The 14,534-nt window shown below is 74.3% G+C and carries 17 protein-coding genes and 1 tRNA gene; 14 read left to right on the top strand and 4 right to left on the bottom strand.

The features are described 5' to 3' along the window. Positions 1-152: 152 nt before the first annotated feature. Complete coding sequence (locus H596_RS0105615; RefSeq protein ID WP_027284059.1) at positions 153-608, bottom strand: MaoC family dehydratase; 456 nt, start codon at positions 606-608, stop codon at positions 153-155. Between the two features lie 162 nt (positions 609-770). On the opposite strand from H596_RS0105615, the gene H596_RS0105610 reads away from it, so the two are divergent. Then, entirely contained in the window at positions 771-1,289 is a 519-nt protein-coding gene (locus tag H596_RS0105610; RefSeq protein ID WP_156910048.1) for a hypothetical protein, read from the top strand. A 12-nt stretch (positions 1,290-1,301) separates the two neighbouring features. Here H596_RS0105610 and H596_RS0105605 read toward each other — a convergent pair whose 3' ends face one another. Then, the gene (locus H596_RS0105605; RefSeq protein WP_027284057.1) at positions 1,302-1,871 is read right to left on the bottom strand and encodes a hypothetical protein; all 570 of its coding nucleotides are present in this window, start codon (positions 1,869-1,871) and stop codon (positions 1,302-1,304) included. A gap of 97 nt (positions 1,872-1,968) precedes the next feature. Between H596_RS0105605 and H596_RS0105600 the strand changes: the two genes are divergently transcribed. Further along, the gene (locus H596_RS0105600) at positions 1,969-2,940 is read left to right on the top strand and encodes a Bug family tripartite tricarboxylate transporter substrate binding protein (RefSeq protein WP_027284056.1); all 972 of its coding nucleotides are present in this window, start codon (positions 1,969-1,971) and stop codon (positions 2,938-2,940) included. On the opposite strand, the gene H596_RS0105595 is transcribed toward H596_RS0105600, so the two are convergent. Continuing rightward, complete coding sequence (locus tag H596_RS0105595) at positions 2,927-4,186, bottom strand: alpha/beta fold hydrolase (RefSeq protein ID WP_084602589.1); 1,260 nt, start codon at positions 4,184-4,186, stop codon at positions 2,927-2,929. The two genes, H596_RS0105600 and H596_RS0105595, sit on opposite strands and share 14 nt — an antisense overlap. Before the next feature lie 80 nt (positions 4,187-4,266). On the opposite strand from H596_RS0105595, the gene H596_RS0105590 reads away from it, so the two are divergent. The 4 genes from H596_RS0105590 to H596_RS0105575 are packed head-to-tail and all read left to right on the top strand — an operon-like array spanning position 4,267 to position 7,676. Continuing rightward, entirely contained in the window at positions 4,267-5,169 is a 903-nt protein-coding gene (locus H596_RS0105590; RefSeq protein WP_027284054.1) for a polysaccharide deacetylase family protein, read from the top strand. 1 nt (position 5,170) lies between these two features. Beyond that, entirely contained in the window at positions 5,171-6,058 is an 888-nt protein-coding gene (locus H596_RS0105585; protein WP_027284053.1) for a polysaccharide deacetylase family protein, read from the top strand. A gap of 32 nt (positions 6,059-6,090) precedes the next feature. After that, positions 6,091-6,918, top strand: a complete 828-nt coding sequence (locus H596_RS0105580; protein WP_027284052.1) for a carbon-nitrogen hydrolase family protein — start codon at positions 6,091-6,093, stop codon at positions 6,916-6,918. Positions 6,919-6,920: 2 nt separating this feature from the next. Continuing rightward, the gene (locus tag H596_RS0105575; protein ID WP_037300201.1) at positions 6,921-7,676 is read left to right on the top strand and encodes an NAD kinase; all 756 of its coding nucleotides are present in this window, start codon (positions 6,921-6,923) and stop codon (positions 7,674-7,676) included. A 27-nt stretch (positions 7,677-7,703) separates the two neighbouring features. Here H596_RS0105575 and H596_RS0105570 read toward each other — a convergent pair whose 3' ends face one another. Then, positions 7,704-8,372 carry an alpha/beta hydrolase gene (locus H596_RS0105570; protein WP_027284050.1) on the bottom strand — a complete coding sequence of 223 codons (669 nt, stop codon included), beginning with the start codon at positions 8,370-8,372 and terminating at the stop codon, positions 7,704-7,706. 493 nt (positions 8,373-8,865) lie between these two features. On the opposite strand from H596_RS0105570, the gene H596_RS0105565 reads away from it, so the two are divergent. From H596_RS0105565 to H596_RS0105530, 8 genes are all read left to right on the top strand, one after another. Then, a complete protein-coding gene (locus H596_RS0105565) occupies positions 8,866-9,351 on the top strand; it encodes an Rrf2 family transcriptional regulator (RefSeq protein ID WP_027284049.1) in 486 nt (161 codons plus the stop codon). A 22-nt stretch (positions 9,352-9,373) separates the two neighbouring features. Then, positions 9,374-10,459: a cysteine desulfurase family protein gene (locus H596_RS0105560; RefSeq protein WP_027284048.1), complete on the top strand. Its 1,086-nt coding sequence runs from the start codon at positions 9,374-9,376 to the stop codon at positions 10,457-10,459. Between the two features lie 5 nt (positions 10,460-10,464). Beyond that, positions 10,465-11,637, top strand: coding sequence for a cysteine desulfurase family protein (locus H596_RS0105555; RefSeq protein ID WP_027284047.1), 1,173 nt, complete (start codon positions 10,465-10,467; stop codon positions 11,635-11,637). Between the two features lie 9 nt (positions 11,638-11,646). Then, positions 11,647-11,976, top strand: coding sequence for a ferredoxin family 2Fe-2S iron-sulfur cluster binding protein (locus tag H596_RS0105550; protein ID WP_027284046.1), 330 nt, complete (start codon positions 11,647-11,649; stop codon positions 11,974-11,976). Next, positions 11,963-12,661 carry a TenA family protein gene (locus tag H596_RS0105545; protein WP_027284045.1) on the top strand — a complete coding sequence of 233 codons (699 nt, stop codon included), beginning with the start codon at positions 11,963-11,965 and terminating at the stop codon, positions 12,659-12,661. The genes H596_RS0105550 and H596_RS0105545 overlap by 14 nt, the downstream gene beginning before the upstream one ends. 10 nt (positions 12,662-12,671) lie before the next feature. Beyond that, entirely contained in the window at positions 12,672-13,784 is a 1,113-nt protein-coding gene (gene mnmA / locus H596_RS0105540) for a tRNA 2-thiouridine(34) synthase MnmA (RefSeq protein WP_027284044.1), read from the top strand. 14 nt (positions 13,785-13,798) lie between these two features. Then, positions 13,799-13,875 (top strand) — tRNA-Met (locus H596_RS0105535). A gap of 58 nt (positions 13,876-13,933) precedes the next feature. Further along, on the top strand, positions 13,934-14,521 hold the full coding sequence (locus H596_RS0105530) for a M35 family metallopeptidase (RefSeq protein WP_027284043.1): 588 nt from the start codon (positions 13,934-13,936) through the stop codon (positions 14,519-14,521). Positions 14,522-14,534: the final 13 nt, after the last annotated feature.

The following is a 14,534-nucleotide window of genomic DNA, read 5'->3' as shown; positions in this document are numbered from 1 at the left end:
CGGGGCGGAGACTTATCGCCTCCGCCCCCGAGGAGGTCGCGGCCCTCCCCGAACCAGCGCGCCGGTATGCCATGGGCGGCATGTCGCCCCGCCCGCATCGGCCTCCAGCGCGCCCGCTGGCGCCCCGCGCGGCGGCGCATGGCGCTGCGGCCTTAGTCGTAGACCTGGCTCAGCGTCTCCGCGACCAGGGCGGGGCGTTCGGAGCCCTCCACCTCCACCTCGTTCTCCATGGTCAGGCGCACCCCGCCCGGGATGGGCTCGCAGGCCTTGAGCGTGAGATGCAGCCGGATGCGCGCGCCCGCGGGCACCGGGGCGGTGAAGCGCACCCGGTTGCACCCGTAGTTGAGCGCGCGCGAGCGCCGCGCGATCCGATAGATGGTGGGCGCAAGGCGCGGCAGCAGCGAGAGCGTGAGGAAGCCGTGCGCGATGGTCCGCCCGCCCGGCAGCTCGCGCTTCGCGCGCTCCACGTCCACATGGATCCACTGATGGTCGCCCGTGGCCTCGGCGAAGAGGTCTATGGTCTTCTGGTCCACCGTGAACCACTCGCTGGTTCCGAGCTTCTTGCCGACCCACTGCGCCATGTCGGCCGGCGTGGCGATTTCGAGCATCGCGTCTCTCCCTTGCTCATGGCGACAGGCTCGCGCGAAGCGGCGCGGCTGGCCAGCCCCGCAACCCTCCGTTAAGCGAGGGCGGGGCATGATCGGGGCGAACGCCGCAGCATGCGGCCCCGCAGCGCCGCGTCGGCGCGGCGGGCCAGCCAGGACGAGCGCATGGCCCCCATCCCTCTGACCCGCGATCTTCCCTCGGCCGAGCCGCTCTCGCCGCCCCCCCTCGCGGCGGCCGCCCTCTCGCGCGACGAGCGGGTGCTCGCGCATCTCTGCGCGCGCTGCGCCGGGGCGCTGGCCGCCCTGGCGGCGAGCCTCGAGGGGATCGAGCTGGTGCTGGAGCGCCTCGCCGACGCGCCCGAGGACACCCATGGCCGCGAGGAGGCGCGCAGGCTGGTGGCCGAGGTCACCGCCATGCTCCGCCGCGACGGCCCGCCGCTGCTGCTGCGCACCCAGGCGCTGCGGATGCACCTGCACCTCGCGGGCTTCATCGGCCCCGATCAGCTCGGCGCCACGCTCGGCGCGCTGCAGGGCGAGATCGCCCGGCTTGCCGAGCTCGAGCTGCCGCAGGGCCGCGCCGACATGACGCGCTGGTTCCTGCCGCTGCGCCAGGGCCGCGCCCAGGCCATGCGGCTCGCCGCCGAGTTCGTGAGCCATGCCGGCCGGCTCAACGCCGCGGGCTGAACGCCCCCGGACCTAGCGCCCGGTCTGCCAGAAGCTGGAGGGCGCCAGCCCGCCGGACGGGCGCGTCGCCGCGCCGCCCCCCGACAGGCCGCCCCCCGCGATGGGCGGCAGGGCGGAACTCGCCAGGGGCAGCGGGGTGCCGGCCGGCGAGACCGGGCGCGACGCCGGCGCCGCGGCCGGGGGCAGCGAGGCGGGCGGAAGCGCCGCCTCGGTCGGCGCGGGCGAAGCGGGCAACGAGGGCGAAGCGGGCGAGGAGGGCGCCGCGGCCGGCGCCGGCCCCTCCGCCACCGGCACGCCGCCCGGCACGGCGAGGCAGCGGAAGGCAAGCCGATAGCCGTCGCGCTCGATGCGCGAGGACTGCACGGAGATCATCCGGTTCCGGTCCGCGCAATGCTGCGAGGCCAGGTTGAGGCCCCGTTCCACCGCCGCCGCCGGGCTCGCGCCGCGCAGCGAGAGGCTGAACAGGCCATCGCCCGTCTCCACGATGCCCTCGGCCGGCTGGCGCGGCGCGGCGCAGCCGGCCACCAGCGCACCGCCCAGCAGCGCCGCCGTCGCGGGCCCGAACCATGCCTTCGCGCGCATCCGCCTCTCCCCTCGCCGCCGGGCCGCCCCGGCCCTTCCCGCTTAACGTCAGCCCCGGGGCCGCGTAAAGCTTCGCGCGACACATGGGAGGATTCCGATGCGCCTGCGCCGCCGTTCGCTGCTCGCCGCCCCCGCCCTGCTGGCCGCGGCCGGCGCCTCGGCGCAGGAGGCCTGGCCGGGCCGCCCCGTCACCATGATCGTGCCCTGGGCGCCCGGCGGCTCGAACGACATCGTGGCCCGGCTCTTCGCGCCCGTCTTCGAGGCGCGCACCGGCCAGCCCTTCGTGGTGGAGAACCGCCCGGGCGGCGGCGGCTCCATCGGCATGGGCCAGGCGATGCGCGCCCGGCCCGACGGGCACACGCTCTTCGTCTCCTCCGCCTCCAACCACGTCTTCCACCCGCTCGTCTCGGGCGATCTCGGCTATGATGTGCGCGAGGCCTTCCACGGCGCGGCGATGTGGGTGGATGTGCCCAACGTCGTCGCCGTGCACCCCTCCGTGCCCGCGCGCAGCATCGCGGAGCTGGTGGCGCTGATCCGCCGCATCCCGGGCGGGATGAGCTTCGGCTCCTCGGGCGTGGGCTCCTCCAACCACCTGGCGGGCGAGCTGTTCCGCATGCGCACGGGGCTCGACATGACGCATGTGCCCTATCGCGGCGGCGGCCCCGTGCTGACGGACCTGATCGCGGGCACCATCCCGCTCGCCTTCATGAACCTGCCCACCGTGATCCCGCCCATGCAGGCGGGGCGGGTGCGGGTGCTCGCCGTCTGCACGGCCGAGCGCGTCTCGCTGCGCCCCGACCTGCCCACGGTGATGGAGGGCGGCGTGCCCGACTACGCCGTGCGCTCCTGGACCGGGCTCTTCGCGCCGCGCGGCACGCCCGCCGCGGTGCTCGCGCGCGCCGCGCAGCTCTCGCGCGAGGCGATGGAGGTGGCGAGCGTGAAGCAGCGCCTGACCGACCTCGGCAGCGAGCCCATCTGGATGGACGGCCCCGCCACCGACCGCTTCGTGCGCGAGGAATACGAGCGCTGGGGCCCCATCGTGCGCGCCGCAGGCGTCAAGATCGAATAGCCGCGAGCATGTGCCCGAGGAACAGCGCCGGGTTCTCGGCGAAGGGGAAATGCCCGATGCCGGCCATCGGCACGAAGCGCGCGCCCGCGATCTTCGCCGCCGTCGCCGCCGAGGCCTCCTGCGTGCAGGAATAGTCGTATTCGCCCGTCAGCAGCGTCAGCGGGCAGGCGCGCGTGTCGATGAGGTGCACGCGCCCGCGCGCGTCCCAGCCGCCCGAGTAGAACAGGATGTCGCCGGGGAAGGTGCCGAAGCCGCCCTGGCTGTAGTGCCACCAGATCTCGGCCGCGCATTCGGCAGGGCTTTGCGGCGCCATCAGCCCCTCGATCCATTCGGGGGTGAAGGCCATGGCGTTCACCGCCGGGTGCAGCGGGACATGGGTGCGCCGGCCAGGGATGTGCTCGCAGGCCTCGCAGGCGAGGATATGCGAAAAGCGCCCCGGCGCGCGCAGCGCCAGCTCCAGGCAGATTTCGCCCGACATGGAGGCGCCGAGCAGGATCGGCTTCTCCTCGAAGCCCCAGGCGTCGAGGAAGCCGAGCACGATCTCGGCGTAGAGGTCGGTGGTGAGCGCCCAGGCCCCCGGCGCGGCGATGGGGGGCGAGCGGCCATGGCCCGGCAGGTCGAAGGCCAGCAGCGAGAGGCCGGCGGCGCGGAAGCCCGGCTCGGCGGCCAGGCGGTGGAACTGGCGCGAATCGCTGCCCGCCGTGTGCAGCCCGAGCACGGGCCGCCCCGCGCCATGCTGCTCGGCATAGACCACCATCTCGCGCCCGCCCGCGCGCAGGGTGAGGTAGCGCCCGCGCGCCTCGGGGCATGGGCTGGGCGCGCCGAGGCCGGGGCGCAGGCTCTCGGGCGCGGGGCCCGCCTCGCCGGAGACGGCCCAGCGGGCCAGCTCGCAGGCGCGGCGCAGCAGATGCGCGTGCTGCTGCCAGGGCAGCTCCTCGCCCTCCCGCGCGAAGCCCGGAACGCGCATGGCGAGCGCGAAGAGGTTGTGGTGGTGGCGCACCGGCCAGCGGTGGAGGAAGCGCGCCCAGGTCTCGGCCGGGGCGGTGAAGCGGGTGGGCGCCTCGGCGCCCGGCCTCGCGCGGGCGCGGCCCTCGGCGAACTCCAGCGTCACCGCCGCGCCGGGCTCGAGGAAGGCGAAGCGCGCGTCCGCTCCGGGCAGCCAGCGCGCCAGCACCGCGTCCTCGGCCAGCAGCGCCTGCCAGCGCGCCAGCCCCTCGCCCTCCGCCAGCGCCGCCCATCCGGCCATGGCCGCCTCCTCCCTTCATGATCCTTGCGGGCGATGTTCGGCCGGCTGGCGCGCGCGGGCAACTGGGCTAGGCTGCTGCCATGAAGCTCCCCGCGCACGGCCGCTACGCGCACAGCGCCATCCCCGCGCGCCCCGTCTATGACTGGCCGGGCGGGGCGCGGCTCGCCCTGCTCGTGGTGAACAACATCGAGCATTTCGCCTATCGCGCCGGGATCGGCTCGGACGTGACGGGGCCCGCGCCGGTGCAGAACCAGCGCGCCTATGCCTGGCGCGACTACGGCAACCGCGTGGGGCTGTGGAACCTGCTCGATCTGCTGGACGAGCTGGAGCTGCCCGCCGCGCACAACGTCAACAGCGCGGCCCTGGACGCCTGCCCCGAGATCGCGCCCGCGCTGCGCGCCCGCGGCGACGAGTTCATCGGCCATGGCCGCACCAACTCAGAACGCCAGGACGGGCTGTGGGAGGAGGACGAGCGCCGGCTGATCGAGGAGGCGCGCGACGCGCTGGCGCGCCATGCGGGGGCGGCGCCGCGCGGCTGGCTCGGCCCCTACATCGCGCAATCCTCCGTCACGCTCGACCTGCTGCGCGAGGCGGGCTTCACCTATGTGATGGACTGGCCGGCCGACGACCAGCCCTTCTGGATGAGGACGCGCGCGGGCCCCATCCTCTCCGTGCCCTATTCGGTGGAGCTGAACGACAGCCCGGCGCTGGTGATGCGCCACCACACGGGGCGCGAGTTCGCCGACATGATCGTGGACCAGTTCGAGGAGATGCTGGCGCAGTCCGCCCGCCGCCCGCTGGTGATGAGCGTGGTGCTGCACCCCTTCATCCTCGGCCAGCCGCACCGTCTGCGGCCGCTGCGCCAGGCGCTGCGCCATGTGCTGGCCCGGCGCGAGCGGCTCTGGGTCACGCGGCCGGGCGCGCTCGCGGACTATGTCGCCACGCTGCCGCCTGGCCTCGTGCCCGGATCGGAGGAGGGCTGAGATGCCCACGCGCCGCGTCTTCGAGGAATACGGCCCCACCCCGCCCGACCCGCGCTGGCCGAACGGCGCGCGCGTCGCGCTCAACTTCGTCATCAACCACGAGGAGGGCGGCGAGGAGAGCGTGCCCGACGGCGACCCGAAATCCGAGGCGGGGCTGACCGAGGGCAGCAGCGCGCCGGTCAAGGGGCGCGACCTCGCGGCCGAGAGCATGTTCGCCTATGGCAGCCGCGTGGGGTTCTGGCGGCTGCATCGCCTGTTCACCGAGCGCGGCCTGCCCTGCACCGTCTTCGCGGTCGCGCGCGCGCTGGAGCGCACGCCGATGTGCGCGGCCGCGATCCGCGCCGCGGGCTGGGACGTGGCGGCGCATGGCTGGAAGTGGGAGATGCACGCCGGCATGGAGGAGGCGGTGGAGCGCGCGCGCATCGCCGAGGCCACCGGCATCATCGCGCGCGTGATGGGCGCGCCGCCGCTCGGCTGGTACACGCGCTACGCGCCCTCCGAGCACACGCGGCGGCTGCTGGTGGAGGCCGGCTACCTCTACGACAGCGACGCCTATGACGACGAGCTGCCCTACTGGCGCGAGGTGAACGGCAGGCCTCACCTCGTGGTGCCCTACAACCTCGCGCACAACGACGTGCGCTTCATCCGCCAGGGCATCACCAGCGGGGAGGAGTTCTTCCTCTACATCAAGGGCGCGGTGGAGATGCTGCTCTCCGAGCCCGGCGGGCGGATGCTGAGCGTGGGGCTGCACAACCGCATCATCGGCCAGCCCGGCCGCGCCATCGGGCTCGCGCGGCTGCTCGACTGGGCGGCGGCGCAGCCGGGCGTCTGGGTCTGCCGGCGCGAGGACATCGCGCGCCACTGGATGCGCGAGCACCCGCCGGGATAGCGGGGCGCGCCGCCCTGTGGCTTGATGCGCCCATGCGCGTCACCGTCATCCAGATGAACCAGGGCAGCGACAAGGCGGCGAACATCGCCGAGGCGCGGCGGCTGATCGAGGCCGCGCTGGAGGCCGATCGCCCGCATCTGCTCTCCCTGCCCGAGACCTGGACCAATCTCGGCGGCGGGCGCGCCGCGCGCGAGGCCGCGGCCGAGGCGCTGCCCGAACCCGGCGGCACCGGCGGGCCGGCCTATGAGTTCCTGCGCGAGGTGGCGCGCGGTGCGGGCGTGCATGTCCATGGCGGCTCGATCATCGAGCGGGGCGAGGGCATCCTCCACAACACCAGCCTCGTCTTCGACCCCGCGGGGCGCGAGATCGCGCGCTACCGCAAGATCCACCTCTTCGACATCACCGGCCCCGACGGCACGGGCTATCGCGAGAGCGCGCTCTACGGGGGCGGCGATGCGCTCGTCACCTTCGAGGCGGGCGGCCTGCGCTTCGGCTGCGCCATCTGCTACGATATCCGTTTCCCCGAGCAGTATCTCGCGCTGCGCAGGCTCGGGGCGGAGGCGATCCTCGTGCCCTCCAACTTCACGCTGATGACGGGCAAGGACCACTGGGAGGTGCTGCTGCGCGCCCGCGCCATCGAGACGCAGTGCTGGATTCTCGCCGCCGCCTCCTGGGGCGCCTATGAGGAGCGCGGGGCGACCCGCCAGGTCTATGGCCATTCCCTGATCGCCGACCCCTGGGGCCATGTGGTGGCGCGCTGCAGCGACGGCGTGGGCTGGGCCACCGCGCGGATCGACCCCGCACTCACCGCGCGGGTGCGGCGCGACATGCCCGTGCTCGAACATCGCCGCCTCGCCTGAGCATGCGCATCGCCTTCCTCGCCGCGCAGACCGAGGCCGCGCAGCAGGCGCGCGCGCGGCTGGTGGCGCGCTACGGCGATTCTCCACCGGGCGAGGCGGAGGTGATCGTCGCGCTGGGCGGGGACGGGATGATGCTGGAAACCCAGCACCGCTTCCTCGGCCGCAACCCGCCCGTCTATGGCATGAACCGCGGCAGCGTCGGCTTTTTGATGAACGACTACCGCGAGGAGGATCTGCCCGCGCGGCTCGCCGCCGCGCAGGCGGCGCGGGTGCACCCCTTGCGGATGCGCGCGCACAGCGCCACCGGCACCCACGCCGCGCTCGCGATCAACGAGGTCTCGCTGCTGCGCGAGACGCGCCAGGCGGCGAAGCTGCGCATCATCGTGGACGGCAAGGAAAGGCTGGCGGAGCTGATCTGCGACGGCGTGCTGGTCAGCACGCCCATGGGCAGCACGGCCTACAACCTCTCGGCCCATGGGCCCATCGTGCCGCTGGACGCGAAGCTGCTGCCGCTGACCCCCATCTCCGCCTTCCGGCCGCGGCGCTGGCGCGGGGCGCTGCTGCCCAGCACCGCGCGGGTGGTGTTCGAGGTGCTGGAGGCGGAGAAGCGCCCCGTCTCCGCCACCGCCGACTACACCGAGGTGCGCGACGTGCGCCGCGTGGAGGTGCGCGAGGATCCTTCCATCACGCTGACCATGCTCTTCGACCCGGACCACAGCCTGTCCGAGCGGATCATCGCCGAGCAGTTCACGGTCTGACGGCGGGGCCGGATCAGGCCGGCCGCATCAGTCCGCCGCGAGCGCCATGCGGCTGCGGTTGAGCACGGAGAGCACATGGTCCTCCGCCATGGCGGAGAGCGCCTCCACCTGCTCAGGCGTGAAGACATGGCCCGCGCCGGGGATGGTGCGGAAGTCGATGGACACGCCCTTCTGGGTGTTCAGCTTGTCCACCAGCTTCTGCACGCTGTTCAGCGGCACCAGCTCGTCCTCCTCGCCGTGCAGGATCATGCCCGAGCAGGGGCAGGGCGCGAGGAAGCCGAAGTCGTAGTGGCTGGCCGGGGCGCTGATCGAGACGAAGCCCCCCATCTCGGGCCGGCGCATCAGGAGCTGCATGCCCACATAGGCGCCGAAGGAATAGCCCGCGACCCAGAGCATGGAGGCGTTAGGGTTCACCGCCTGCAGGAAATCGAGCGCGGCGGCGGCGTCGCTGATCTCGCCGATGCCGCCGTCATAGCGGCCCTGGGACTTGCCGACGCCGCGGAAGTTGAAGCGCAGCACGGAGAATCCCATGGCCTGGAAGCGGCCGTAGAGGCTGTGGACCACCCGGTTGTTCATGGTCCCGCCATGCAGCGGGTGCGGATGCAGCAGCAGGGCGACCGGGGCGTTGGGCCGCTTCGCGTGGTGGTAGCGACCCTCGAGGCGGCCATCCGGCCCGGCGAACATGACTTCAGGCATTTCGTCCTTGCGTCCGTCTCTGTCTTGGGCGCGCCCGGTCGTGGCCGGCCGCGCCGATCTCCCGCTGGGCCGACAGCCGGCCGGCCGCACGCCGCACCCGCCCGGTCCATGCCACGGAACCCGCCCATCGCCCGCCAGAACGGGGGATCCGCCTCGTCGGGCGACCCGGCGCGCCCTGGCGATCAACCCGCAACATTCTGGCGAGACAAGGAAAACGGAAGCCGCGCGCCTCGCGCCACCCGGGGCCGCGAAGCGGGGCGCACTATACGCAGACGCCCCCCGTTTTCATAAAAGATTCGGCACGCCCGGCGCATGGCAGCCTTCTTTCCAGCGCATGACAGAACCCGCCGGGCTGACAGCTCCGGATTTCTCCCCACATCGGGCGAGAAATGCGACATAGTCTCGACGACCCGGCGCCGGCGGGGCAGGTGATTCGGGGCAGAGGGGTGCGGCCGGCTCTCACGCCGCGCCCCGCGGTTGAAGGTTGGGATCCATGCGCCTCTCCACACGCGGCCGCTACGCCGTCATGGCGATGGTCGAGCTGGCCGCGCGCCAGCACGCGCTGCCGCCGCCCGCACCGGGCAAGGCGAGCCCGCCGGTGAGCCTCGCCGAGATCGCGGCGGGGCAGATGCTCTCGCTCGCCTATCTCGAGCAGCTTTTCGGCCCGCTGCGCCGCGCGGGGCTCGTCGCCTCCGCCCGCGGCCCGGGCGGCGGCTACCGCCTGGCCCGCCCGGCGCGGGAGATTCCCATCTCCGCCATCGTGGACGCGGTGGACGAGCCCATCCGCGCCACCCGCTGCGAGGAGGGCGCGCCGGGCTGCATCGCCGGCCGCCGCTGCCTCACCCACGACCTCTGGGCGGAGCTCGGCGAGCAGATCCGCCTCTTCCTCGACGGCCTCACGCTCGAGGATGTGGTGCGCGGGCGCGTGCTCGGCCGCGCGGCCAGCCCGCTGCCGGCCGAGGAATGGACGGGGGCCTGACGCGGCCCCGAGCTTCCGGCGCATGTCCGGCCTCTATCTCGACGCCAACGCGACCGAACCGCTGCGCCCCGAGGCGCGGGCGGCGCTGCTCGAGTCGCTCGATCTCTGCGGCAACCCCTCCTCCGTCCATGCGGCGGGCCGGGCGGCGCGCGCCCTGCTCGAGCGCGCGCGCGCCGCCCTCGCCCGGCTCGCGCCCGGCGAGGCGGTGTTCACCTCGGGCGGCACCGAGGCCAATGCGCTCGCGCTGCACGCGCTCGGCCAGGGCCGGCGCGTCCTGGTCGGCGCGACCGAGCACGCCGCCGTGCGCGCCGCCGCGCCGGAGGCCGCGCTGCTGCCCGTCCATGCCGACGGCACCCTGGCGCTGGAGGCGCTGGAGGCGGCGCTGCGCACGGGCCCGCCCGCCCTGGTCTGCGCCATGGCCGCGAACAACGAGACGGGGGTGCGCCACCCCATGGGCGAGATCGCCGCGCTCTGCGCCGCCCATGGCGCGCTGCTGCATGTGGACGCGGTGCAGGCGGCGCGCGAGGGGCCGCTGCCGGCGGCCGATTCCCTCGCCCTCTCGGCGCACAAGCTGGGCGGGCCGCCGGGGGCGGGGGCGCTGGTGCTGCGCCCGGGCCTGCCCTGCCCGGCGCTCATCCCCGGCGGCGGGCAAGAGCGCGGGCGGCGCGGCGGCACCGAGCCCCTGCCCGCCCTGGCGGGCTTCGGCGCCGTGATCGGCCTGCCCTATGACGCCGCACGCCTCGCGCGGCTGCGCGACGCCATCGAGGAAGGGGTGCGCGCCCTCGCCCCCGAGGCCATCATCGCCGGCGCCGGCGCGCCTCGCCTGCCCAACACCAGCCTCATCATCCTGCCCGGCCTGCCGGCCGAGACGCAGGTGATCGCGCTCGACCTCGCCGGTGTGCGCGTCTCGGCCGGGGCGGCCTGCTCCTCGGGCAAGGTCGCGCGCTCGGCGGTGCTGGAGGCGATGGGCTTCGGCGCCGAGGCGGGCTGCGGCATCCGCGTCTCCCTGCCCTGGAACGCGCCCGAGGACGCGCCCGACCGCTTCCTCGCCGCCTGGCGGGAGATGCGCGCGCGCCTCTCGTCACGGCGCGGGCTTCGCGCCACATAGGGGTCATGCGCCCGAACCGGCCCCTCTACCTCGACCACCACGCCACCACCCCGCCCGACCCGCGGGTGCTCGCCGCCATGCGCCCCTGGTGGGAGGAGAATTTCGCCAACCCCCACAGCGTCGAGCACGCCATGGGCCGCGCCGCCGAGGAGGCGGTGGAGGCCGCCCGCGCCCAGGTGGCGGCGCTGATCGGGGCCGATGCGCGCGAGATCGTGCTCACCTCCGGCGCGACGGAGAGCAACAACCTCGCCATCAAGGGCGCGGCGCGCTTCCATGCGGCGGGGGGGCGCAAGCGCCTCATCACCCTCGCCACCGAGCACAAATGCGTGCTGGAGAGCGTGCGCGACCTCGCCGCCGAGGGGTTCGAGCCGGTGGTGCTGCCCGTGCGCGGCGACGGGCTGCTCGACCTCGCGGCGCTGGAGGAGGCGCTCCGCGTCCCCACCCTGCTCGTCTCCGTCATGGCGGTGAACAACGAGACGGGGGTGGTGCAGGACCTCGCCGCCATCGGCGCGCTGGCCCGGGCGCATGGCGCGCTGTTCCACACCGACGCGGCGCAGGCGGCGGGGCGCATCCCGCTCGACGTGGAGGCGATCGGGGCCGATCTCCTCTCCCTCTCCGGCCACAAGATGTACGGGCCCAAGGGCGTGGGCGCGCTCTACGTCCGCCGCCGGCCGCGGGTGCGGCTTGCGCCCCTCTTCTCGGGCGGCGGGCAGGAGCGCGGGCTGCGCTCGGGCACCCTGCCCGCGCCGCTGGTGGTGGGGCTCGGCGAGGCCGCGCGCATCGCGGCGGCCGAGGGCGCGCTGGACGCCGGGCGCATCGCCGGCCAGCGGCAGATCCTGCTCGATGCGCTGCGGGCCGAGATCCCCGGGCTGCGCGTGAACGGCGCCTGGGAGCAGCGCGTGACGGGCAATCTCAACCTCACCTTCCCGCGCGTGCGCGCGGCCGATCTGCTGGCGGCGCTGCCGGAGGTGATGCTCTCCAGCGGCTCGGCCTGCAGCTCGGCCGAGATCGCCCCCTCCCATGTGCTGACGGCGATGGGCCTGCCGCGCGAGGAATGCCTGCGCACCTTGCGGATCGGGCTCGGCCGCTTTACCTCGCCCGCCGAGGCGCAGCAGGCGGCCGCCCTGATCGGCGCGGCCTGGAAGCGCCTCGCCTCCACCCCAGCCGCCGCGGAGTAGCCTGCTTCCATGCCCAAGATGACGTTCATCGAGCGCGACGGCACGCGCCGCGAGGTGGAGGCGCCGCTCGGCCTCTCCGTGCTCGAGATCGCGCACCGCCACGGGGTGGACATCGAGGGCGCCTGCGAGGGCAGCCTCGCCTGCTCCACCTGCCATGTGATCGTGGACCCCGCCTGGTTCCCCAAGCTCGTGGAGCCGACCGAGGACGAGGAGGACATGCTCGACCTCGCCTTCGACCTGCAGGAGACGAGCCGCCTCGGCTGCCAGATCATCATGACCGAGGCGCTGGACGGGCTGGTGGTGAAGCTGCCCGCGGGCAGCCGCAATGCCGGCGGCTGATCCGCTCGCCTTCGGGCGCGAAGGCGGGCTGTTCCGCGCCTTGCGCGACGCCGCGGGCGCGGACTGGACGGGCTACACCTGGCACCCCTTCGTGCGGCAGCTCTCGGCCGGGACGCTGCCGCTGGCCGCCTTCCGCCACTACCTGATCCAGGACTACCTCTTCCTCATCCATTTCGCGCGCGCCAAGGCGCTGGCGGTGGTGAAGGGCGAGAGCCTGCAGGCGATGCGCGAGAAGGCGGCCGCGGTGCTCGCCATCCTCGACGAGACGAAGCTGCACCTGAGATACTGCGCCGAATGGGGGCTGTCCGAGGCCGAGGTGGTCGCGGTGCCCGAGACGGCCGAGACGGTGAGCTACACGCGCTGGGTGCTGGACCGCGGCCTTTTCGGCGACATCCTGGACCTCGAGATCGCCCTCGCCCCCTGCACGGTGGGCTATGGCGAGGTGGCGCGGCGCATCCTGGCCGATCCGGCGCGGCGCGCGGAGGGCAACCCCTACCAGTCCTGGATCGACACCTATGCCGCGCCGGAGTACCAGGCGCTGGCCGAGGCGGCGGCGGCGCGCATCGACGCGCTGGGCGAGTCGCATGGCGGCGCGGCGCGCTTCGCCCGCCTCGCGCACGATTTCGCCGAGGCCGCGCGGCTCGAGCAGGCCTTCTGGCAGCAGGGGTTGAACGCCGCGCCATGAGCACCACCCGATGAGGGTGCTCGTCGCCATGTCGGGCGGCGTGGATTCCTCGGTGGTCGCCGCGCTGCTGCACGCGCAGGGCCATGAGGTGATCGGCGCCACGCTGCAGCTCTACGACCATGGCGCGGCGGTGGCGAAGAAGGGCGCCTGCTGCGCCGGGCAGGACATCCACGACGCGCGCAACGTCGCCGCCCATCTCGGCATCCCGCATTACGTGCTCGACCGCGAGGCGCGCTTCCGCCGCGCCGTGATCGAACCCTTCGCCGACGCCTATGCCCGCGGCGAGACGCCCATCCCCTGCATCGCCTGCAACCAGACGGTGAAGTTCCAGGACCTGGTGGAGCTGGCCGATGATCTCGGCTGCGAGGCGCTCGCCACCGGCCATTACGCGCGCCGCCTGGACGGCGCCGAGGGGCCGGAGCTGCACCGCGCGGCCGATGCGGCGCGCGACCAGTCCTATTTCCTCGCCATGACCACCCGCGCGCAGCTCGCGCGCGTGCTGTTCCCGCTGGGCGGGATGACGAGCAAGGCCGAGGTGCGCGCCGAGGCCGCGCGGCTCGGCCTGCCCGTGGCCGAGAAGCCCGACAGCCAGGACATCTGCTTCGCGCCCGAGGGCGACCACGCCGGGATCGTCGGCCGGCTGCGGCCCGAGGCCCTGGCGCCGGGCGAGATCGTGGACCAGGAGGGCCGCGTGCTCGGCACGCATCGCGGCCTCGCGCGCTACACGGTGGGCCAGGGGCGGGGCCTGGGCATCGGCGGCGGCGAGCGGCTGTTCGTCACCGCGCTGGACGCCGCGCGCCGGCGCGTGGTGGTGGGCCCGCGCGCGGCGCTGCCGGCCCCGCAGGTGCGGGTGGGCGAGGTGAACTGGCTCATCGCCCCGCCCGAAGGCCCGTTCCGCATCACCGCCAAGCTGCGCGGGCGCGAGCAGCCCCAGCCGATGACGGCCGCGTGGGACGGCGAGACGCTGACGCTGACGCCCGATGCGCCGGCCATCGCCGCGCCAGGCCAGGCGGCGGTGCTCTATGACGGCGCGCGGGTGCTGGCGGGGGGGGTCATTCGCGCCGCGATCCGCGGGGCGGGGGCGCGCGCGGCGCAGGTTGACCCTGCCGCCCCCGCGGCCTAAATCCCGCGCCGCGTGGTGGTGTAGCTCAGCTGGTTAGAGCACGGCACTCATAATGCCGGGGTCGGCGGTTCAAGTCCGCCCACCACTACCATCCCCTCCCCGCTTGCCCGCCGCCCTCCCGCGCCCCAGGCTGCGCGCGAGGAGAGCCCATGACCGCCCTGCCCCGCCGCGCCGCGCTTCTGCTCGCGCTCCTGCTGCTCGCGCCGCCGGCGCTGGCGCAGGGCAAGCCCCGCGCCGCCGCGCCCGATGGCCGCTGCAGCGCCGCGCAGATGGGCGCGATCCGCGCCGCCTTCGCAACCGCGCGCACGCGCCAGGGCGAGGCGCTCGCCTTCTTCTTCCGCGCGCCCGATCACGCGCATGTGCGGCGCTGGTTCGGCGATGCGCCGCGCCCGGTGCTGGCGCAGAACCTCAAGACCATCGCCGCCGCCCTGGCGCGCGAGGACGCCTTCCGCTTCGAGTGCCTGCACCCGCAGGCCTGCGCGCCCGGCCCGCTGGCCTATACGCGCCCCGTGGGGCTCGTGATGGGCTTCTGCGCGGGCTTCTTCGCCGCGCCCGAGGCGGGGCGCGATTCGCGCTTCGGCATCGTCATCCATGAGGCGAGCCACGCCGCCATCGGCACGGTGGATGCCGGCTACGGGCCCGAGGCCGCGCTGAAGCTGGCCCTCAAGACGCCCGAGCGCGCGCTGAACAACGCCGACAACTACGAATACTTCGTCGAGTTCCTGCCGGGGCCCTGATGGGCCTTCGAGG

This window comes from Rubritepida flocculans DSM 14296 (assembly GCF_000425365.1).
GTDB lineage: Bacteria > Pseudomonadota > Alphaproteobacteria > Acetobacterales > Acetobacteraceae > Roseococcus > Roseococcus flocculans.
Note: the sequence above shows the minus strand (reverse complement) of the source record. Positions and strands in the feature narration are given on the sequence as shown.